Source organism: Paenibacillus sp. AGC31 (assembly GCF_057334655.1).
Genome location: NZ_JBHFJH010000024.1, coordinates 375,710 through 397,809, shown reverse-complemented (window position 1 = coordinate 397,809; position 22,100 = coordinate 375,710). Strand labels below are relative to the sequence as shown.

Here is a 22,100-nt window from a genome sequence, read left to right as displayed (position 1 = left end):
AACCACTCCTTTGCCTGAATTCGACCACCGTCGGAATTTCTTCCGCTGGTTCATCCCTTCACTCCCGAAATGGCAACCGACTCAATAATCTGTTTCTGGAAGATCAGGAAGATGATTAATACAGGTAACAGAGCCACAATCGACGCCGCCATAATAAGCGGGTAATCGGTTTGAATTGCATACGTGGCATTAAAGTTTGCTATAACGAGCTGTAACGTCTGCTTCTCCGGTGAATTCAGATAAATAATCGGTGCCAGATAATCGTTCCAGATGCCCATGAACCAGAGAATCAACTGTGCAGCAATCGCCGGTTTGATGAGCGGAAACGTAATACTGGAGTACAACCGGAAGTAAGAACTTCCATCGATTTTAGCTGCTTCAATAATCGCATCAGGCACACTAAGCAGGTATTGGCGCAGGAAGAAGATCATAATTACGTTACCGAACAGGCCAGGAACAATCAGTGGTAACAGCGTATCCACCCAGCCCAGCTTTGCAAACATGATGAATTGCGGGATCATGACTGTCGGATAAGGAATCATCATGGATGCCAGCAACGCGAGAAACAGTTTGTTTTTGTGCGGGAATCTTAATTTGGCAAAAGCAAATGCTGCGATACTGGACGTAAACGTACCCACCACCGTTACACTAACCGCAACGATGAGGCTGTTTTTGATCCCGCTGAGCAACGGGCCTGCTTCCCAGATTTCTTTATACTTTCCAAATTGGAAAACTTCAGGTATCCATACAGGCGGAAGCGCGAACACATCCTGCTTCTCCTTCAATGACGTGGACAACATCCAGATCAGTGGTGCAATCATTGCAATCGCACCAATCGCGAGTACGATAAAAATGATCGAGTTTGTTAATTTCCTCTTTTGACTGTAAGACATCTCCGGTTCACTCCTTTCCTTGACAATCAATCCCCATCATAGGCTGATTTTTCGTTCATTTTGAATTGCACCAGGGTAATGACAAAAATGAAAATACCAAGAATCATGGCCATCGCTGAGGCATAACCCATCTGCAAGTTACTGAAGGCTTTCTGCCAGATGTAGAAAACGATTGATGCCGAAGAATATTCAGGACCACCCGTAGGTGTCATAATGTTCATCTCGGTGAAGATTTGGGAACCACCAATGATATTTGTAACAATGAGGAAAAAGGTAACCGGCTTCACCATAGGCCAGGTGATATTGCGGAAGATTTGGAACCCGTTCGCTCCATCCAGCTCAGCCGCTTCATAGTATGTACGTGATACACTTTGCAGTGCCGCCAAGTACAATAACATCGTGTATCCAAGACCCTTCCACACCGTCATAATAATCAGAGCCGGTTTGACCGTGTCTTTGTTCGCGAGCCAGTTAGGCCCTTTAATCCCAAACAGATCAAGGAACTGGTTCACCAGACCGTAATCCCCGTTATACGCCCAGTTCCACATGATGGACACCGCAGCGAGGGAAGAAATAACTGGAATGTAATAGATCACACGGAATGTCGTTGTGCCGGGAATTTTACGATTCAGACCCATTGCCAGCAACAATGCGAGCAACAATCCAATCGGAATACCGAGCATCAGGAAAAATGTATTAAACATCGCTTTGTAGAAGAGGTCATCCGTGAGCAAATCCTTAAAGTTGGCCAAACCGATAAAGTTCATCTGTCCCAGTCCGTCCCAATCCGTAAAGGAACCATAAAGGGAGTAGAGGAACGGGAACATGACAAAGATCAGCAATCCAAGAATCGGAGGTAAAATAAACAGATATCCGTACAGCATCTCTTTGCGATACAAACTCGATTTCGTAATCACGACGTTCACCCCTGTTTCTAGTATCAGCATGTGGCATTCTTCGATTGAACCTTGTCGATCAACGAATGCCACATGCCCGTATGGAATCCAATAAGTTCCAATACGAATGATGCCAGCAGCATGATTGCAGGCTGCCGGCATCACCCTTTCCTATCTACTATTTCTGAGATTTCTTTTCTTGCTCAACCGCTTTGTCGAGCAGTTTTTGCATTTTCGGTTGTTGCTGCTTCACATAGTCTGCGGCTGTAATCTTGCCATCCAATACCGGCTGGATGTCCGTGAAGAACAGGTCATACCATTCCGCATTGTACGTGTAGTTACCTGGCAGAGCCCGGCCGTAATCTTCAACGATATCAATGAATTCCTGTTTGTTGGCTGGTTTCGTGGATGTATCTTTGGCCCACTCGTCTGCCATATCAAGCAAGTTCGGAATCTGTACCTTGGCATCCACCAGTTGCTGCATGCCTTCCTTCGAAGCCGTAAGGTAATTCACCAATGCAGCAGCTTCTTCCGGATGTTTTGTTTTCGCCGATACTCCAATTCCCAGAGATCCGATCCACGTTGCCGACTTGCCAGTCGATCCCGCAGGGAAAGGCAGCAAATCATAATCGAAAGGTAATTTCTCAAATGTACTCATATCCCATGGTCCTACAGGGAAGAAAGCCATTTCACCTTTCATCCAGCGTTGATACGTATCCAATGTTTGCGCTTCCTCAATGGAAGGTGTAATTTTGTATACATTCTGCATATCCGCGAAGAACTGCAGCGCTTCCGCGAATTTTGGATCATCAATCGTTACCTTTGTTTTGGTCTCATCCAACCAATCCCCACCGTTGCTCCATACAAAGGATTGCAGGGCCCACTGTACGTTGAATCCAGTACCGTATACATCCGGTTTACCATCTCCATTGGTATCCTTGGTCGCTTGCTGGTTCACCTTGATGAACTCTTCCCATGTGTATGGTTTATCCTTGTCAGGGAGTGGGATGCCCTCTTTTTCAAACAACGTTTTGTTGTAGCCCAGTGCAAATGGCCCCAGATCCTTCGGCATACCGTAGATATCGCCCTGTCCTGCCATTTTGCCGTCATAACGATACAGATCCACGCCGTATTTCCAGATATTATCAAGATCAACATCCGGATTGTTTTCAATATACGAAGTGAGGTTCATCAGCACATTGCTGTTCACATACGCTTTCACGTCGCCCGGATTGATATAAAATACGTCAGGCAAGCTGTTGCCTGTAATTGCCGCTCTGAGCTTGGTTGCATATTGATCCGCAGCCGTTACGATAATTTTGACTTTCACACCCGGATGATCCTCTTCGAATTTCTTAACCACCGCTTGGTATGCTTTCTGCTCGTCTGTACCACCGCGGAACATAAATGTTAACTCCTTGTCCCCACTTGCACCGCTGCTTCCTCCACATCCCGCAAGTACCAGCGCACTTACCAGCATAAGAAGCATAAATGTGACCCAACTCTTTTTCTTTACCATCTGAACCCCTCCTGATCTGGACTTGTAACCGTATTCAATTGGATGAAATAAGATTTCTGTTGTTAAATTTATCAAATCCAGATCACTTTAGTCAACACTTTTATAAAACATTTTATATTTGTTTAAAATAAATCAGTATTTCGGCCAGCCATTCGAGTCCCAAAGCAAGTCATTAATCAGCAATTTCGGATTGCCATTATCCTCTGCATCATAGGCATGTCTTGCGATGACATTACCGTTGTACACGTCCTGACCACCTGGACCTTTCCATTTCACATTGCCTGTATCCAATATCGTCCCGCCGCCATTCAGCATATTGACTCCGTTTTTGTCCACATAAGGGCCTGTTATACTGGTCGAACGTCCATAGACCATTTTGTAGGTACTGTTCACCCCTTGGCAGCAAGAATCAATGGAAGCAAACAGGTAATAGTAGCCACCACGATATACAATACTTGGTCCCTCAATAGCACCTCCGTTATTCGGGCGCGCAGCAATGGAAGTTATACTTCCCGTTGGTTTCATCGTATTTTTATCCAGCTTGACAATCTTCAGACCGCTCCAGAAAGAACCAAAGGTCAGCCATGGATTACCTGAAGCATCAATGACCAGATTCGGATCAATGGCATTATAATTATTGGCGGTCGTGGTTTGAAGCACCAATCCTTCGTCCTTCCATTGCCCTGCTCCAATACTGTTCGCAGAAGCAAGACCAATCGCAGACCGATTGGAGCCAAAGGTGGAGATCGAATAATAGAGCCATACTTTTCCGTTATACTGCTCTACATCCGGTGCCCATACATCCAATCCACTTTGTCCCGGAACGGCAGAAGCCCACCAGGATGGCTTACTTAAGAAGATTTGCGGAACACGATACCAGGACGATCCATTATCGGATTTCAATACTTGAATGCCCGGACCCGTTGAAAAGGTGTACCATGAACTGCCCTCTTTGATAATCGACGGATCATGAACAGCGGTATCTCCGGTCAGATTCCAGAACGCCGCCAAAGCTTTTGACTGACCTGCCAGCAGTAATACCACGACAAGTAATGCCGGTAACGTCAACCGTTTCCACTTAAACCTCTTCACATTGCTTAACTTTTCCAAACCAAACTCCACCTTTCCTGATCAAATGGTTAATTAGGTTCATGAAGTAATGAATCAATTTAGGTATAATAGGATTATAAAAGCGGTTACATGACATTTCAATGGTATATTTCAAATATATGTGAACTGATTAACACTTATTTTAACCGGAATAGTGAACAAAATATAGATTATATTTTCGTATTTGCGCTATACACAAGGGTTTTGGCTTCTATTTCTCCACCCTTCCCTTCCATGAGGGAATGATTTATAATTATCTGAAATAAAACATATAAATGTGCAAATGTCTGTGTCGAAGACTTTGTTCAGAACGGGGAAAGGAAATCCACCTATGATTTATATTAAAGATCTGATGTCGGGTGTGAATATCTTCAAAGCGCTCAGTTCGGAAATCCGGATTCAGATCATCGAGCTGCTGGCCAAGAACCAAAGCCTTAATCTCAATGATCTCGCAACCAAGCTGGGATTGAGCAATGGCGCCATTACGATGCATATCAAGAAACTTGAAGAGAGCGGATTGATCGAGATCAACACCGCTGTTGGCAAACATGGAATTCAGAAGATATGTTATCTCAATGAGGAAAAACTTATGGTTGATCTGCGTTCACAGGAGATTAACAATCGTTATGAGGTGGAAATTCAGGTCGGTCATTACAGCGATTATCAGGCTGCACCTACATGTGGTCTCGCTACCCGGGACAGCATTGTTGGAGAGTTCGATGATCCGCGGTACTTTGCTGATCCACTGCGAATTGATGCGGAGATGATCTGGCTGGCTGAAGGTTATCTCGAGTATCGGATTCCCAACTATCTCAAACCTAATCAGTCCTTTAGCGAAATTCAGTTGTCGATGGAACTGGGATCGGAGGCCCCTGGCTTTTGTGACAATTACCCTTCGGATATTTACTTCTATGTCAATGGGATTGAGATTGGCTGCTGGACAAGTCCGGGGGATTTTGGCAATACACGTGGTACCTTCAACCCGGAATGGTGGCCTCCCCACTTGAACCAGTACGGCATGCTGAAGCTGATCCGAATCACGCAGGAAGGCAGCTATATTGATGGGTGTCGTATCTCGGATGTAACGCTGGACCAAATTGGGCTGGATTACAAAAGCGATATTCACTTCCGCATTGCGGTTACCGATGGACCTCTCAACAAACGCGGTTTAACGATCTTTGGCAAAAACTTTGGTAACTATGGACAGAATCTGCTCGCCCGCGTTCTCTATAACGTGCAAGAAGAGTAGAGCCAGCTCTGACTAAATGCCCATAATAAAAGCTAAGCTCAACAGAACTGCCAAGATACCTAAGATACCTGTTTTTCTACACAACAATAATGTGCCTTGTAAAGAGTGCGATCCAGCACTCTTTTTTTGTTGTTCCATCCCAACCAATCCCTTGTTCATTCAGGCTGGAACAACACATAGTAGATTATAATGGCCCTCCGTAGTCATCCATCTTGTTCACTGTGTCGTGATATAATAATGGCCTGTAATGACAAAATGGAATAACGGGCGGGGATACCTTTTGAAATTGGAGCGCTTAATCTCAATCATATACAAACTGCTGAACCACGAAGTATTGTCTGCTTCCACCTTGGCGGAAGAGTTTCAGGTGTCCCCAAGAACGATCTATCGGGATATTGATGTGATCTGTGCCGCCGGCTTCCCGGTCGTCTCCCATCAGGGACTCAAAGGCGGCTACGGCATGATGGACGGATACAAGATGGATAAAAGCTTGCTCGGTTCTTATGATGTGGATTCCCTGATCACGGTCCTGAGCAGTCTATCCACAGTATTTGAAGATGCACGTGCACAAGGCACGATTGAACGTCTGCAAACGATTGGACCGGAGCATCAAACCTCAAGTCTGTCGGTGGATCTGGAGACTCGCCGAACAGAACCGGATGCCCTCCCTCATCTGCGTAAAGGTATTACGGATCATCAGGTTGTCCGTTTTGACTACATCAATACTAAGAATGAACATACACCCCGCCATCTGGAACCGGTAAGACTCCATTTTAAATATCGTAATTGGTATGTATATGGATTTTGCCAGACACGGCAGGATTATCGCGAGTTCCGACTGTCCCGGATGATGAACGTGCAACTGACATCGGAACACTTCCAACCCCACCTTGAGCTTCCCCAAGAGACAGTTGTGTCAGATCCGTCATGGCAAGATCAGGTAAGTGATGTAGTGTTTCGGGTGAACCCGGAAGCGCTCGCGGAAGCCATGGATCATTTTCAACAGGCAGATAAGCAATTTCACGAGGATGGAAGTATGACGATGCGTATCTCGGTTCATCAGCCGTTACAAGCCAAGTGGTTATGGTCGTTTCTGCTTAGTTTGGGTAGTGGCGCTGAGGTACTCGAACCGATTGAATTACGAGGCATTCTGAAAGAACAACTTCGAAACGCACTTAAGCTCTATGAAGAAGTATGACACGCTGTTGTCATACTTCTTTTTTTATAATCATCTCAGTAAGTTCATCCAATCCATCGCCAAATTAAAGGAGACGATCATCAATGAATCATCCGGAACAAATGTATAACTACCACGCATGGGCCACTCAAACCATCCTGGGCAGAATTAAGGAACTGCCCTCTTCTGTCCTGAGTCAGGAAGTGAATAGTTCGTTTCCAACCATCGCTCATGCACTCAGCCATATCTATGCGGTGGATAAGATGTGGTACCTGGTGTTAACCGGCACAGGTATGCCCGAGGCACTGCAAGCATGCATACCACTCAATAGTGAAATTCACGGTTCTGTGAATGAGTACATCCAATGTTTTACCGACCTGTCGGCACAATACAGTGAGTGGTTACGAGGCCAAGCTAATCTGGAGCAAACCATTCTACTCGAGAATCCATTTGAAGGAGTTCGTGAAACCAGCTTATCGGACATGGTAATCCATGTGGTTAACCACGGAACCTATCATCGAGGCAATATTTCTACCATGCTTCGTCAATTGGGGCATGCCTCCATCATGAATGACTATTCACTCTTTTGGTATCAGGAACCGGCTCAGGTATAGTTGACAATCGAATGGAAAATGTACATTGTATCCCCGTAACGTCGAGGGATGAATTGAGAAATTGGTTGCGGACACATGGAAAAGTTGAGAAATCTTGCTGGGTCATTGTAAGCATGAAACCAACTTCTGATACCCTGCTGTACTTGGATGTGGTTGAGGAGTCGCTATGCTTCGGCTGGATCGATGGAGTTAAAAAGAAAATATCCGAGACCCAATTAGCACAGAGATTATCTCCTCGAAGCAAACGAAGCTCTTGGACTGAATTGAACAAGGAACGTGTCCGTCGTCTTGAAAAGTTGGGCCTCATGCATGACGAGGGTAGAAAGGTTCTTCCTGTTATGGAGCCAAATGCTTTCATAATTGATGGTGTGATCGAACAAAGGCTGAAAGAAGATTATCAGGTTTATGCAAATTTCATGGCGTTTCCTGCTCTGTATCAACACGTTCGGATCGATACGATCCAAAGTGTCAAGAAACAGCCAGCATTATTCCAGTGCAGATTGGATAAGTTCATAACCAACACAAAGGAGAATAAAATGTACGGTCAGTGGCATGACAACGGACGGCTTTTGGACTATTGAAATTACCCGAGACAGCAGACAGGACCTTCTTATGAGGAGGCCCTGTTTTGGTGTTTTATATTCGGTCATGTATTAATGAGTCTGCCTGTATGTTTTGGGAGACTTGCCAAAGGCTTTCTTAAACTGACGGGTGAAATAATTACTGTCGTTAAACCCGCATTCATACGAAATTTCCGTAATGGACAGGTTCCCGTTTTTCAACAAATGACATGCCTTCTCCAGACGCAACTTTTGCAGATAAGAGATCGGGGTCATCTGATAATAGGATCGAAAAATCCGATTCAGATGCCTTATTGAGATATTCGACTTCCCCGCAATATCCTCCAGCGACAGTGGCTCAAGATAATGATCTTCAATAAATGAAATGGCATTTGCCAGATGCATCAGATTATTACCTTCGATTCCTTTCTCCTGTGTATCATATTGCCTCGACAAATAAACAACCATCTCCGTAAGACGTGAGATCAACATCGTCTGATACCCTTGCTGTTTACTCTGATACTCCTCAATCATGAACGATATCAGCGATTCTACATACTCCAGACTGGAAATGGATAACGCCAATTTACTCGGAAAGGAGTGAATATTACGATAAAACGGTTCCAAAACAAACAGCGCCTGGAAGCCGTTAGATTTTCTCAGATCGGGCCCAGCCGAAGCAAGCATCTCGGGACTGAACATAATGTTACAGATCCTAAAATCATGAGGGTCTTTATACGCATGATGAGTGTCGCCATTAATCACAAATGCGTTCCCTTTTTTAATAAAAAATTCCTCGGTGTTCACCACATGAGTTGCATGACCACTCAGAACAATGACAAGTTCCGTAAAGTCCACATGATTATGAAGGTCCGTATCCTCAACATGTCCGCCGTACTGAATAAAAAACGGGAATTGTTGATGATCTGAAGTAAACCATCTCAAATATGCATTACTCAAAAGCATTCCCCTCCACGAACATTGTTGGGTTGAATGTCTATATCATGCTATTCGAGGACCGAAAAATCAAGGTGTAATATACTTAAAGACGTTATAATTCGCCTTGTAGCAGGGATTTTCAATGTGTCCAGATTCGCACTAAACTCTCGAAATGAATAGGAGCATATCATGATGAAATATACCAATCCGGTGATTCCTGGGTTTTATCCAGATCCGAGTATCTGCCGTGTAGATGAAGACTATTATCTGGTAACCAGTACCTTTGAATATTTCCCTGGTGTGCCCATCTTCCACAGCAAAGACCTTGTGAATTGGCGACAGATCGGTCATGTCCTTACTACCCCAGAACAACTTCCTCTAGCGAATGCAGGCAGCTCTGGCGGTATTTATGCTCCAACACTCCGGTACCATGATGGCTGGTTCTATATGACAACAACCAATGTAAGCGGCGGCGGAAATTTTTATGTACGCAGCATCCAACCCGAAGGGCCATGGTCTGCTCCCATCTTTGTTGATCAAGATGGTATAGATCCCTCTTTTCTATTTGACGAAGATGGTCGTGTGTATTTTCAAACGGCCTGTAACGGCGATGAAGGCGAGGGCATCTATCAGTGCGAGATAGACATCACGACCGGAGCCAGACTGACCAATAGTCGATTGATCTGGACTGGAACCGGAGGCGCAGCCCCCGAAGCCCCCCACCTGTACAAAATAGACGACTTCTACTATTTGATGATCGCCGAAGGTGGAACCGAGTATGGTCATATGGAGACCATTGCTCGGAGTACAGCGCCCTACGGACCCTTTGATCCGTGTCCACATAATCCGATTCTCTCCAATCGGAGCATGAAATCCAGCATTCATGCAACCGGTCATGCAGACCTTGTGCAGATCCAGGATGGAAGCTGGTGGGCCGTATCTCTTGGTATTCGTCCAGCAGGTTACCCTATGCGACACCATCTGGGACGCGAAACATTCCTGGCACCTGTCACTTGGACGGACACCGGTTGGCCGGTGATCGGTGTGGACGGACATATTGAGCAGGAGATGACTGGTCCTTTGTTGACTGAGCACCCTTGGTCGCCCCAGGCTATTCGGGATGATTTTGACGAACCATCATTAGGCATGAACTGGATCTTCTTACGTAATCCGGCTCCGGGTAGTTGGACGCTCACTGAGAATCCTGGGCAACTCACCCTCTTTGGTCATTCGGTTTCACTTGATGATGGACAAAATCCAGCCTTTGTTGGACGTCGATTGAGCCATTTCTTATGCAATATGGCCACCGAGCTGCGTTATGAGCCAAATGCGAGCGGTGAAGAAGCCGGATTAACCTTATTTATGAATGATAAATATCATTACGATTTCGCTGTAACACAGGTCGATGGGCAGAAGAAAATTGTATTGCGACGAACCGTCGGCTCTCTGCGAACCGAACAGGAGCTTGACTGTGAGACGGGGCCGGTTGTATTACAAATCAAGGCTGACCGGAATCACTTCACGTTCCTCTACCAGCAAGGTTCATCCGATGCCATCGAAATGGGTTCAGGGGAAACACATCTGTTATCTACCGAAGTAGCAAGTGGTTTCACAGGTGTGATGATCGCCATGTACGCTTATGCTCCATCGGGGGAGTGTACGCCTGCAAGTTACGATTGGTTTGACTATGAACCTCTGAACGAATAATCGTTTTAACTCGTATACTCAATAATTAGAAAATATAAAATATATCCCCTTAAAGTAGATACTCTTTGAAAAACCTTGTGTGGTAGCATAAGGAAATGAGTGAACTTTGAGGGGATTTTGCTATAGCTATATCTTTCTTACGGATTGCACCGGAATTTATAAAAGAACCATTGCTTTATTAGAGAAGTTCTCCTAGTATTTTTAGAAGGAACACCCCAGCAGCTCTCATCTTGGCAATACCTTCACTGCCCATATGAGAGCGCTATCGCTGCAGCACGAAAGAAAAACGGGAGGTTGCAGATATGAAATGGAATCACTTCAAGTCCAAGCTTCTGCTTAAGTACACACTATCCTATATCTCCATATTCCTTATCCCTCTTGTTATTTTAACCATCATTATTTATCACAACGCTGTGAACACGCTCCGTTCAGAGATTGAACAGACCAATGTCAATCAGCTCACTCAAGCCAAAACTGTCATCGATGATCGCATGAAGGAATTACAGGACATTGCTTTTCGCATCGCGTACGATGAGCAGTTAACGCGGTATTGGACCCACCATCCGTACTATAGCCGGGAATCAATCGGCGCATTGGTCAAATACAAAGCCACCAGTTCCATTATCGATGAGTTATTCCTGTTCTTCCGCGGAGATGATAACATCTATTCTTCTCAAGGTTCTGAGAATCTGGATGTATTCACTGGCCGCTACAAATTTACTACGTGGAACAAAACAGACATGATCCGGGATTTGAATAACGTGCAGTCCCCCACGATACGTCCAGCGGAGCAGGTCATCCAAGGAACCAGAATACCCAATTCCATGCTGGCCTATCTTGTACCGATTGCACCTAACAATACACCCGCCCATGGAACCGTCATGTACCTGATTCACGAGTCCAATCTGACAGGCTTAATTGATTCCATCCTCAGTGACTATCACGGGATGACGTATATTTTCGATAATTACGGGCAAGTACTGGCAGCCAATTACAAGGGAGAAATCATATCCGAGCAAGAAGTTAATGCTCTGTTTGCCCTTGAACCCGGGACGCACAGCATCTCCTTAAATCAAGAACCACATTCGGTTGTATCCGTTAAATCGGATGCGGGTTGGACTTATGTGACCGCTATGCCCAGCAATCAATTTTTTAGCCGAATCGTTCATATTCGCACCTTTGTTGTTCTCGTTTTCTCCTTCATGGTGGTGATGGGCACGTTCCTCGCCATTATGTTGGCCCGAAGACAGTACCATCCGATTTCAGACTTAATGGAGTTCATTCGGTTGAAGAATGATCCTGATCCATCCTCCACAACCACCAACGAGCTGGAATGGATCAAGAAAACACTGCATGATTATAGTCAGCGTGTAGATCTTCAGGAGCCCTATGCCCGCAATCACATTTTGCTCATGTTGCTGAAGCATGGTCATACCGGAGATTTCCCCTCTGAGTTTACGGATAAGCTTGGCATACGGTTTAACCGATCCCATTATTTTGTCATGATCATGGGCTGGGAAATGCATGCTTTTCCTAACGGTGATAATCCCGAGCAACCTACTGTCATGCAGCTGATGAACGATGTGGAGCTGCCGGAGTTGTCCGCTTATGCTTACGGCGTAGAGCTGCCACAGGCAGACCAATTAGCCCTTATCATAGGATTTGATGCCGAAATAGAGCATGAAGGTAGCTTAAATGCCCGTATGGAGCCTATTGTTGAAAAACTGCAATGGATGGTGACAGATCACACCGGGGTCGCGCCCGCAATCGGGATAGGTAATCGATACAGTTATCCGGAGCAACTGAATCAGTCTTACATTGAAGCATCGACCGCTCTTGAAGCATCGATGCTGCATGGACAGGGCAGCAGTACCTTCTTTAACGCCCTTTCCGGCTCCAGTGAACAGGATGCTTCCTTCTGGGTCCCTAAGGATGTACTGTTGAAGCTGGTTCAGAGCTTAAAACAGGGTAGCTATGATGTGGCGGTTCAGATGGTGTCGACCGCATTAAACAACCTGAAAGCCGAAATGCCGTCCGTACCACTGCTGCGTTGCATCTGCTTTGATATTCTGAATACCATGCTAAAAACCGCATCGGAGCTTGGGATTCATCATGTCGTTAATCAACTCCCAAGAATCACATCCTATGACTCGCTGGAAGATTTGGAGAAGAAACTGACAGGGCTTGCCGCCGAAATCTGCGCCCACGTCGAGGCGAAGAGCGAGACGGAAGAAAGTTCCCTTATGGATGAAATCGTTGCTTATATCGATGCCAATTTCTCGAATTATGACCTCAGCCTGGGTACGATCTCATCTCAATTCACAATCTCTTCATCATATTTCAGTCGTTCCTTCAAAGAAAAGATCGGCATGAATTTCACCCAATACATCTGGCAGAAACGGATGGATGAGGTCATTCGGCTGCTGCTGCATACAACTGATCCGTTAAAAGACATCATTACACGGGTCGGTTACCTGGATACACCGAACTTCATCCGCAAGTTTAAGAAAGAGACGGGTTACACACCCGGACAGTATCGCAAAATGCACCGTCCTAACGGCTCCCCCGATTCCCCAGAAGATGACGACGAGGAATGTATTGGATAAATGGAGATATCGTCTAACATGTGCCAGATTCGTTAGACCAAAATATCGCAAACAAGGGGCCATCCCACAAGTCATGCTCATGACTTGTAGGACGGCCCCTTCATATGTTTTTAGTCCATATCCATCATCTGACCCGTCGGCTCCCTGACATGTTTATCCTATTTTCCCAGCCGGAATATCCTGCAGCCCTTGATGTATTGCACCCAGCAAACGGCGGGTCGGATCACAGGCGTACTCCCAGAACATGATTCCGGCCAGACCTTGTTCCTTTACGTAATCACATTTGCAATGGATCGATTCTTCATCATCATAAGATATGAGGCTGGACCCATTAAACAGAAACGGTGCACAGGCTTCCTCATCCCAATAACGGATGTATCCATTCTTGTTGATGTACTTCGCTTCCAGCTCGGCAAATGAAGGACCGTAGCCGCCTGTGCTGCCCGCCATCTGATGGAGCCCGTGGTTTCGGTCAGGGACCTCAGTCCAGATGCGGGAATAGAACGCGGCACCGATCACAATTTTCTCCCTCGGAACGCCAGCTCGAGCAAACAGGTTCACGGATGCATCCGCACTAATTCGAAACAGATCTCCTGTTGGCGTGTACAGATTCGTGTGATGTCCGGTTAGAACCTGAAAACCGCCGCGCATATCATAGGTCATCAACTGGACAAAGTCCAGATACTGCTGCACCTCAGCCATCTCTGTACCGTCTACGTAGTATTGGTCAGCCCCTGCCGCAATGGTGAGCAGATAATGACGGCCATCCTCGGCTCCCTTGGCATCCAGTGTCTCCCGGATCGTCTTGAGCAGCAAGGTAAAATTCCGTTTATCATCAGGACTGGATGTGATACCAGCTTCACCATAACAAGGATATTCCCAGTCCAGATCAATCCCGTCAAAAGGGTATTCCTCCAATACCCGGACTGCCGATGCGGCCATGGCGTCCCTCCCCGCCTGGGTTGAAGCGGCCTCCGAGAAACCGCCAGCACTCCATCCGCCAACAGATAGCAGCACCGTAAGATTCGGATGCTCCCGCTTCATAGTCTGGATAACGTGACCGTTTTTTAAATGCTCGGTGGTGATTTCATCGTTTTTGACATGGCCGAAGGCTACGTTCAGATGTGTTAACTTCGACAGATCCTCATGTGTCATATCGGGGAGAACTGAATCAACGGCATAACCTGCAGCAATATATTTCGTCACTCTCTTCACTCCGATCCGTTCGATGATTGAGATATCGCAGCAGCAATCTGCAGGGCTTCCTTCCCGGTATCGATCTTGTACCCGGAAGCCAAATACCGAATTTGATCCTGGTCATCCAGCACAAACAGATGTGGATAGCCCGCTTCGTGAGCTGCAGGCTTTGAAATGTAACCGGACAAGGAAGCATAACTGGAATCTCGTACAAAAACCGTGCGCACAGGCAGCTTCGGATAACCAACAGGATCAAAGGAAGCGTTCCATTCTGCATCTCCGATTATGAGTACGATTGGCACATCCAGCTTATTCAGCGGGTCAGCAAGCTCGCACAGTTCCCGAATCAGATGTTTGCTCGGTTCCCTCTCCGGCTCAATCCAGGCAGCAATGGCACCCTCCGATCCTAGAAGTTCCTCCAGTTCTGCCTCTGAGCCATCCAGACGGGTCAGATTACTTCCTGGTGCCAGTTTACCCAGTACAGGAATATCAACCTCATTCTCACGATAAGACAATACAACTTCAGTGGTATCTCCGGCGCTCACGGTAAAGTAAACAAAGCGTACTTTTGCCGTTCCATCTTTCAGACGAATGCCTGTCGTTAAGCGATAAGCTCCTGCTTCAATCTCGTATGGCTCGCTATAGACATTCGTGCTGCCATAAGGATATATCAACGTCTTGTAGACGCCATCCTCCAGACGGGCAAACGAGAAGTTTTCGAAATAGGATGCTGCAGGTGTATCCTGCGGAGCCTTTATATCCCTATGAAGTTGGAGCATTCCCCAGCTTGTGCTCTCCTGAATTTGAAGTGAGGTGAGACTAAACACTGCATCCTCCCAGCCTCTGTCACTTAGATACTGTGGTTTCTGTGCGCTCGGATGTAATCGGGCCGGAATACCCAAACTGCGACATACAGCCACAAACAAAATATCCAGCGACTGAGTGTCCCCTTTCATCAGACCAAATGTCCCGATAGGATTACCCTTGCCTTTTAGATTAGGAAGATCTTCATAGTATTCATATTGCTGTTCCAGCATTCGGGCAAGTGTCGAGGGATTCTCCCTGAAAGTTGCCGCCTCATCTGCCGAAAAGGCATTCTGGAATACACCTCGATAAGGGACCAGCATCTCATAGGAGATCCGCGGGCACAAGATGTAGCTCACGAACGTATCTTCCGCCCATGATCCTTGCTGCGAGAGCGCACCGATCAGATGATCGTCCAGCGTCTGACGAAAGGTATCCATTAAATCTTTTTCATTCATCGACTCCAACAACCGGAGCGGCCACTCACCATATGCATTGGAACGTTCCTCCAGAAAAGCTGCGATTTCGCGACTGTTCCCTCGTGCCTTCCGTAGAATGTCCCATACCCGTTCCGAAGGCAGTCCAGCCGAACGAGCCAAAGCAAACGCCTCTTCCTCACTCAGGAATGTACCCTCATATCCACTCCGAATCTTCGTGCCTTCCTCCAGGCGGCGGTTGTGATCCCGGATCTTCTCTTCCGGTAATGCAGTCACTACTTCTCCCTCCCCTTCCGGAGGGGGAACCATATCAAAATCCACGATCCCTGATGGCTGCTCTGACGAGTTCAACACTAGCTCAACATGATCGCTGTCCTGAGCCTTGTATAGGATTTCACTCCACTTGCCGCCGCTGACCGCACGAATCAAAAGTTCGCCATAGCCTGTCTTAAAAGCAGCTTCCCCTTGTGCGTCCGTCCTGATTTCGGCAATCGGATAGAATTCAGCGGTATTGTACAGCTCAAAACGGACACTCGCGCCGAGTACAGGCTCTCCCTGTTCATTTTTCACCTTCACATAAATGTTGCGTGTGGGCGCATAGTTCTCAAGCAAATTAATTTCCGTAAATCCCTTCTCGGAGAGCGTTATATCCTCCGGTCCGGGATAGTCGGCATAGATCCTCGTATTAATCAGCATGGCCCTGCGGGCTGGCGGACTGAACCACCCTTGGTTCAGACGGGCTTCAGGCTCGCATGCCCCGATGTAATACCATTGACCATCTGCCCAGGCTTCTACCCAAGCATGGTTACTGTCACAGTGAGCCCAGCGCGGTGTGTAGACCTGACGGGCGGGTATGCCAATGCTGCGAAGAGCGGCCACCGCCAGCGTGGATTCTTCGCCGCATCGACCACGAGCATTCCGGATCATCGTCAGCGGTGATATCGTACGCAGATCGCTGCCAATATAGGTCGCTTTCTCATGACACCAGTAATTGGTCTCTAGAATGGCATCCGCCATGGATAACTTCGCTGTCCGCTCGGCTAATTCGTCATATATCAAACCGCGGAAATCTTCAATATTCTCCGTATTTATGCGATAAGGCAGTACAAAATGAAGGAACAAATGATCAGGAACGCGTTCTCCCCAAGGCACACGTTTGCGGGTGTCCAAAGCCTGGCGCACATGGCTCAAGAACAAGGCCCCGTTATAATCAGCCATGTCGTTTACCGGCATATAGGCATAGACATACTTCAGTGCCCATGTCTCTTCTTGCGTTAGCTCCTGCTGAAAAACATGAAACAATTCCGATTTGCGGGCCTCTGCAAAACGTACCTTCTCCTGGAACTTCTGCTCAATCCTCTCCAATGACTGTGCATCAAGGGAAAACACCAAGGTTTGGCTGGTCATTGCGTTCTCACTCCTTCCACAGCTTTCCGTCTTCCCGAATACAGATCAAGGCCGTGCCATCCGCGGAAGGCGCAGTAATCTGGAACAGGCTGCGAGTCGTTTCAATAACAGGCTCACAGCTCCACGATTCCTCACCCATAAGCAGCTTCACATCCTGTGTAAATTCACCATGGGTTTCATAATAATTGCGTTCACGGTAATAGAGCTTACGAAGCTCCCATTTGATTCGTTCGTCTTCCGTCAACTCAAACGAATGATCCGTTCCGTCATCCGAGAATACAACATAACCCCACAACTCCGGGTAATGCATATTGATGATGCCCATAGGTGACCACACCCAGTTGTCCTCCGGATAAGGTTTACCCGTATCTGGATTCAACACCTTGCGGTACTCACCGTCCTGTACCTCGGTTTGCCACTCCACACGCGAGAAGTTGACACGCCAGAACTCACCCGGCGCAGGTGGACGGTTTCCTTCGGCACATTCCTTTAGACTGGCCCAGGGAATCGCAACTTCCACGCTCCATTTCCGGTTCTCTGCATCAGGTCTGTTCAGTTCCCCATCGATATATACGGCCGTCTTGAGACCGCTGATATCCCAACCGTTAACCGGAGGCCCACCATCCCGATAAGGCTTCACTAATAACAGGTCCCATACCGTATTGAGCGCATTGATCTCGAACTCATAATATTGATGGGAATCCCCGTCGGGATCGATAAAAATTTCGAAGTCATTGTCATAAAAAATAACGGAATCACGTTCAGTCAGGGTAGCCCAGATCTGATCTTCAATCAGCTCGGCAGCAAAATAGAAATAGTCGTCATCCCACAGCATTTTTACCCGTGTCTGTTTCTCTGGCTTCGGACGAAGATCCCCTTCGATATCAACGAAATCATCCGTCCAATGAGCCGCATTCCAAAATGCCTTATCCACACGACCGTCTAACACCAACGGTTCCTGCGCACGCTTGCATATATAATGTTTGGGAGCATACTCAATCCTGGGTTCTGGCACTCCACTTCTGTTCATGTCACTCTCTCCAATTCGTAAGGGAGGGCATGCATCTACCAGCACATGCCCTCCCCGTAATGGTTAGTTATGGGTGACAACGGCTCCAGAGCCGCCGTACATTTCCAGCTCCTCATCAAATTCGAGCTTAAGAACGGTCACCTGTTCATGCGTGTCCTCCGGGGTCATCTTGATCCACGTTGTCCCCGGGATATTGAACCAAGGCACGCCCCCATGAATCTCATGATTCAGCTCTTTGCCCGAATGCAGCACGGTAATTTTCTTGATCGGATTGCAGAGACCCTTGATGCACACATTCTCTTTTGGATCGTCATACACAAACAGGTACAGCGTCTTTCGATCCTCGGATACGGTGCTTCCCCCCAGATAATAGCGAGGCATAATGCCTTCACCCGTACCAAAGACGGCCTCTTCATGGGTTCGGATCCATGCTCCCAGCCCAAGCAGAATATCCTCCTGCCTCTGATCGATGGTGCCATCTTCACGCGGACCGATATCCAGCAACATATTACCGCCCATCGAAATGCAGTCACAGAACATTCGAATGATCTGATTTAACGATTTGTATTTATGATCGGTTGGCACATAACCCCATGATGTGTTGATCGTGGTGCAGAATTCCCAGGGCCCCTCCGGTCTTGTAATTGGAATGCCCTGCTCTGGTGTCTTGTAATCCCCATAACCCTGCAGACGGGAGTTAATGATGATATCCGGATTGAAAGATTGCAGATAATGCTTGAACTGCGGCAGATTCCACTGCTGGGCACTCCGTTCCCAGTCGCCATCGAACCACAGCAGATCCACCTTTCCGTAATTCGTCAAAATCTCTTCCAGCTGCTGGTTATTGAATTGCAGGAACTTCTGCCACTTTGCCTGATCTTGAACGCCGTCCACAGGACTTGAATGCCGGTTAACACTAGTGAGATCCTCCGGTACTTTTCCACCTTCATATACGCTAGGATAATCCGGGTGCGACCAATCGATTAGCGAGAAATACATCCCCAGATGAATGCCCTTTTCCCGAATCGCTTCCGCATATTCCTTCACAATGTCCCGATTCGCTGGTGTCTGTTTGACAACATTGAGATCGCTATATTGCGTATCCCATAGAGCAACGCCATCATGATGCTTCGTTGTTAATACGGCATAACGGGCACCAGACTTCTCAATCAAGTCCGCCCACTTCTCCGCATTAAATTCCGATGCCGTAAAACCATCCAACTGTTTCATATATTCTTCATAGGATATCCTGCCATTATAGAAGGACCAGGATTCCGCAACCCCGTCCACCGCATAGATGCCATAGTGGATGAATATCCCCAGTTTGGCTTCTTCAAACCATTTCTGCATAGCTGTCCACACCTCTTTCGAGAGTCCTTATCTGTGAAAAATCTTTAGGTCATTCTCCAGTATTCCAGCGGTCATATGCCCCCTGATACAGTTCGATGATACGGTCACTGCCCATTTTCTTCATCTGTGCAGTGTACTTATCCCAGTTCTCAAGCGGTTCCTGACCGGTCACAAACTTCGCTTCCATCTGTTTGACGTACGTATCCAGGTCAGACAATAGAGCGGTTGCTTCGCTTTGCTCTTCATTCGTCAGATAAACGTTAGGAAATGGTGCTTTTCCGATAGGTACCAACTTCTCTTGATTCTGCTGGTCAATCCACTCATCAAATTCGGTGCGTAGCCCCTTCGCTACATCCGGATCATTAATACCCGGTGTCAGGATACCAAAGTTCGGCGTGATTTTACCCCGGTATTCCTCACGATCACCGCCGCCAGGAACAGGGAGCCACTCTTTCACGTGATTTTCCTTGTCTTTGAATTTCCACAGCACACCTTCTGGACCTTGATTGAACAGTGTCGCACCTTCATAGCTGTATAAGTAATCGATCCATCGCATCGTCGCCTCGGGTGACGGGTTGCTGCTTGTAATAGCAAAGGTACCGCGAGCCGACATCCCCGGATGCTTGCCGTACACTGGAGAGTCTGCCACCTCGCTCTTCACGGGTGTCATCAGCGGATGATCCGTGCTAGGTTCACCACCAAGCGTGAAGTATGGATGGTAATCGTTGAACAGTGCAAGTTTGTTGCTTTCACCTTTAGCTTTTTTCTGATCACCTGTTTGAGAGAAGGTCTCGTGATCCAGCAAGTCTTCCTTCCACAAGCGGTTCATGAATGTAAGATAACCTTTGTAGCCTTCTTCTTGATAAGGATAGTGAACTTTTCCGTCTTTATCGGAATAGATGCCTTCGTTGTACATTCCCCAGAAGCCGAAGAAAAACATGCGAAGATCATCCAGTTTTACAGAAGTAAGCGGTATTTCATCTTGCTGGCCATTGCCATTAGGGTCTTCTTCTTTTACACGCTTAAGATACGTATACAATTCTTCCGTAGTCTTGGGCTCTTCTACGTTAAGTGCCTTCAAGAATTCCCCGTTGTACCACATTGGGCCTCTATACCACACGGCCGCTTTATCAATGAATGGGAGTGCATACATATGCCCATCAGGTGTTGTAAATGATTTGCGGACATCCGGGTTCTCATCGAGGATCTTTTTGATATTGGGTGCATAACCTTCGTCAATGTATTTTTCCAACGGAATCAGAATGTCCTGGCTACCATAAGTCACCTGCTCAGCTGGCTTGAGGTCTGCAGCATAGAACATATCTGGCAAGTCCCCGCTCGCGAAAACCAGATTTTTCTTCGTTTCAAAGCTATCGATTGGTGAGAGCTGGTACTCCAGCTTGATGCCCGACAGTTTCTCCATTTCTTGCAGCACAGGCATGGTGCTCCAGTCGGCTACGCCCGCATCCTGGGACATGACCTTCAACGTTAGTGTTTTGTCTACAATGGGGAAACCTTCTTTTTTGACCCCCTCTACTTTGGAGGTCGTGCTTCCGTCTTCATTGGTTGAACCACAAGCTGCAAGCAATGTTGCGAATAAGGTGAGACAGAGTGTAATGGATGAAGCCTTACGAAGCTTTTTCATGACAACAACTCCCCTTGTTTAATGTGGTATATGGATTAAGATCATCCCTTAACGGAACCGATCATAACACCCTGTACAAAGTAACGCTGTAGGAACGGATAGACTGCAATAACCGGAAGGGTGGCAACAATAATGACGGCATATTTAACCAGTGCAGCGATCTCCGCTTTGGTATTCATCGCCGTTGCTGAAGACGTATCGATAGCGCCTCCCCCTTGAGCCGCCATTTCCTGAAGCACCAGAATCTGGCGCAGAAAGAGCTGCAGCGGGTACTTGGAAGAATCATTCAGATAGATCATGGCACTAAAATAGCTGTTCCAGTGTCCGACTCCATAGAAGAGCGCCATCACTGCAATGATTGGCATGGAAAGCGGGAGCACAATCTTGATGAACAACCGGGTGTTGGTACACCCATCAATATGCGCCGCTTCCTGTAACTCCTTGGGAATGGTCGATTGGAAGAACGTCCGGCATACGATAATATTCCATATGGATGCAGCTCCAGGCAGAATAAGTGCCCACATGCTGTTCACCATACCAAGATCCTTAACGAGCAGGTAACTTGGGACAAGCCCTCCGCCGAAGAACATCGTTACCATAAACATCGCCATGAAGAATCCACGTCCCACAAAGTCCGAGCGGCTGAGCGCATAGGCTGCGGGTAGTGTAACAATCAGGTTAACGATGGTGCCTACAACGGTATAGATGATCGTGTTTTTGTACCCAATCCAGATGTTGGTGTTCTCAAACACCCGGGCATAACCTTCAAAAGTAATGCCTTTGGGTAGCAGCCACATCTCACCGGAGGCTACATATTTGGGATCACTGATTGAAGCACTGATGATGTATAACAGCGGATACAGCACAATGACGAGCGCTACCGTCAGATAGATGTAATTGCACAATAAGAACAATTTATCACTTCTGCTTTCTTTCACAGCGGATGACATGTGTATTCCC

The 22,100-nt window shown here is 47.0% G+C and carries 17 protein-coding genes; 6 read left to right on the top strand and 11 right to left on the bottom strand.

The window, feature by feature from the left end; genetic code table 11:
* Positions 1 to 50 precede the first annotated feature (50 nt).
* From ACE04G_RS09495 to abnA, 4 genes are all read right to left on the bottom strand, one after another.
* Positions 51 to 893: a carbohydrate ABC transporter permease gene (locus ACE04G_RS09495; protein WP_036611483.1), complete on the bottom strand. Its 843-nt coding sequence runs from the start codon at positions 891 to 893 to the stop codon at positions 51 to 53.
* Between the two features lie 26 nt (positions 894 to 919).
* On the bottom strand, positions 920 to 1,810 hold the full coding sequence (locus tag ACE04G_RS09490) for a carbohydrate ABC transporter permease (protein ID WP_036611613.1): 891 nt from the start codon (positions 1,808 to 1,810) through the stop codon (positions 920 to 922).
* Between the two features lie 157 nt (positions 1,811 to 1,967).
* Positions 1,968 to 3,308: an ABC transporter substrate-binding protein gene (locus ACE04G_RS09485; RefSeq protein WP_340909624.1), complete on the bottom strand. Its 1,341-nt coding sequence runs from the start codon at positions 3,306 to 3,308 to the stop codon at positions 1,968 to 1,970.
* Positions 3,309 to 3,440: 132 nt separating this feature from the next.
* Positions 3,441 to 4,376, bottom strand: a complete 936-nt coding sequence (gene abnA / locus ACE04G_RS09480) for an arabinan endo-1,5-alpha-L-arabinosidase AbnA (protein ID WP_449005350.1) — start codon at positions 4,374 to 4,376, stop codon at positions 3,441 to 3,443.
* 373 nt (positions 4,377 to 4,749) lie between these two features.
* Here abnA and ACE04G_RS09475 point away from each other — a divergent pair, with 373 nt between their 5' ends.
* The 4 genes from ACE04G_RS09475 to ACE04G_RS09460 all read left to right on the top strand — a co-directional run bounded on the left by ACE04G_RS09475 (position 4,750) and on the right by ACE04G_RS09460 (position 8,039).
* Positions 4,750 to 5,667: an ArsR/SmtB family transcription factor gene (locus ACE04G_RS09475; RefSeq protein WP_017690213.1), complete on the top strand. Its 918-nt coding sequence runs from the start codon at positions 4,750 to 4,752 to the stop codon at positions 5,665 to 5,667.
* 280 nt (positions 5,668 to 5,947) lie between these two features.
* Complete coding sequence (locus ACE04G_RS09470; protein WP_449005295.1) at positions 5,948 to 6,865, top strand: helix-turn-helix transcriptional regulator; 918 nt, start codon at positions 5,948 to 5,950, stop codon at positions 6,863 to 6,865.
* 83 nt (positions 6,866 to 6,948) lie between these two features.
* Entirely contained in the window at positions 6,949 to 7,458 is a 510-nt protein-coding gene (locus ACE04G_RS09465) for a DinB family protein (RefSeq protein WP_449005294.1), read from the top strand.
* Between the two features lie 11 nt (positions 7,459 to 7,469).
* Entirely contained in the window at positions 7,470 to 8,039 is a 570-nt protein-coding gene (locus ACE04G_RS09460) for a YdeI/OmpD-associated family protein (RefSeq protein WP_449005293.1), read from the top strand.
* A gap of 72 nt (positions 8,040 to 8,111) precedes the next feature.
* Here ACE04G_RS09460 and ACE04G_RS09455 read toward each other — a convergent pair whose 3' ends face one another.
* A complete protein-coding gene (locus ACE04G_RS09455; protein WP_449005292.1) occupies positions 8,112 to 8,984 on the bottom strand; it encodes a helix-turn-helix domain-containing protein in 873 nt (290 codons plus the stop codon).
* Positions 8,985 to 9,149: 165 nt separating this feature from the next.
* Here ACE04G_RS09455 and ACE04G_RS09450 point away from each other — a divergent pair, with 165 nt between their 5' ends.
* Positions 9,150 to 10,664: a glycoside hydrolase family 43 protein gene (locus ACE04G_RS09450; protein WP_449005349.1), complete on the top strand. Its 1,515-nt coding sequence runs from the start codon at positions 9,150 to 9,152 to the stop codon at positions 10,662 to 10,664.
* Between the two features lie 302 nt (positions 10,665 to 10,966).
* A complete protein-coding gene (locus ACE04G_RS09445) occupies positions 10,967 to 13,270 on the top strand; it encodes a helix-turn-helix domain-containing protein (protein ID WP_449005291.1) in 2,304 nt (767 codons plus the stop codon).
* Positions 13,271 to 13,423: 153 nt separating this feature from the next.
* On the opposite strand, the gene ACE04G_RS09440 is transcribed toward ACE04G_RS09445, so the two are convergent.
* The 6 genes from ACE04G_RS09440 to ACE04G_RS09415 form a co-directional block, all read right to left on the bottom strand.
* A complete protein-coding gene (locus tag ACE04G_RS09440; protein ID WP_449005290.1) occupies positions 13,424 to 14,476 on the bottom strand; it encodes a glycoside hydrolase family 18 protein in 1,053 nt (350 codons plus the stop codon).
* A 5-nt stretch (positions 14,477 to 14,481) separates the two neighbouring features.
* Positions 14,482 to 17,115 (bottom strand): transglutaminase family protein, encoded by a 2,634-nt coding sequence (locus tag ACE04G_RS09435; protein ID WP_449005289.1) that lies wholly within the window; start codon positions 17,113 to 17,115, stop codon positions 14,482 to 14,484.
* 7 nt (positions 17,116 to 17,122) lie between these two features.
* On the bottom strand, positions 17,123 to 18,145 hold the full coding sequence (locus tag ACE04G_RS09430; protein WP_221819048.1) for a carbohydrate-binding family 9-like protein: 1,023 nt from the start codon (positions 18,143 to 18,145) through the stop codon (positions 17,123 to 17,125).
* 63 nt (positions 18,146 to 18,208) lie between these two features.
* Positions 18,209 to 19,495, bottom strand: coding sequence for an alpha-L-fucosidase (locus ACE04G_RS09425; RefSeq protein WP_449005288.1), 1,287 nt, complete (start codon positions 19,493 to 19,495; stop codon positions 18,209 to 18,211).
* Positions 19,496 to 19,544: 49 nt separating this feature from the next.
* A complete protein-coding gene (locus tag ACE04G_RS09420; protein WP_449005287.1) occupies positions 19,545 to 21,140 on the bottom strand; it encodes an extracellular solute-binding protein in 1,596 nt (531 codons plus the stop codon).
* A gap of 41 nt (positions 21,141 to 21,181) precedes the next feature.
* Positions 21,182 to 22,090 (bottom strand): carbohydrate ABC transporter permease, encoded by a 909-nt coding sequence (locus ACE04G_RS09415; RefSeq protein WP_036668765.1) that lies wholly within the window; start codon positions 22,088 to 22,090, stop codon positions 21,182 to 21,184.
* Between the last annotated feature and the right edge of the window lie 10 nt (positions 22,091 to 22,100).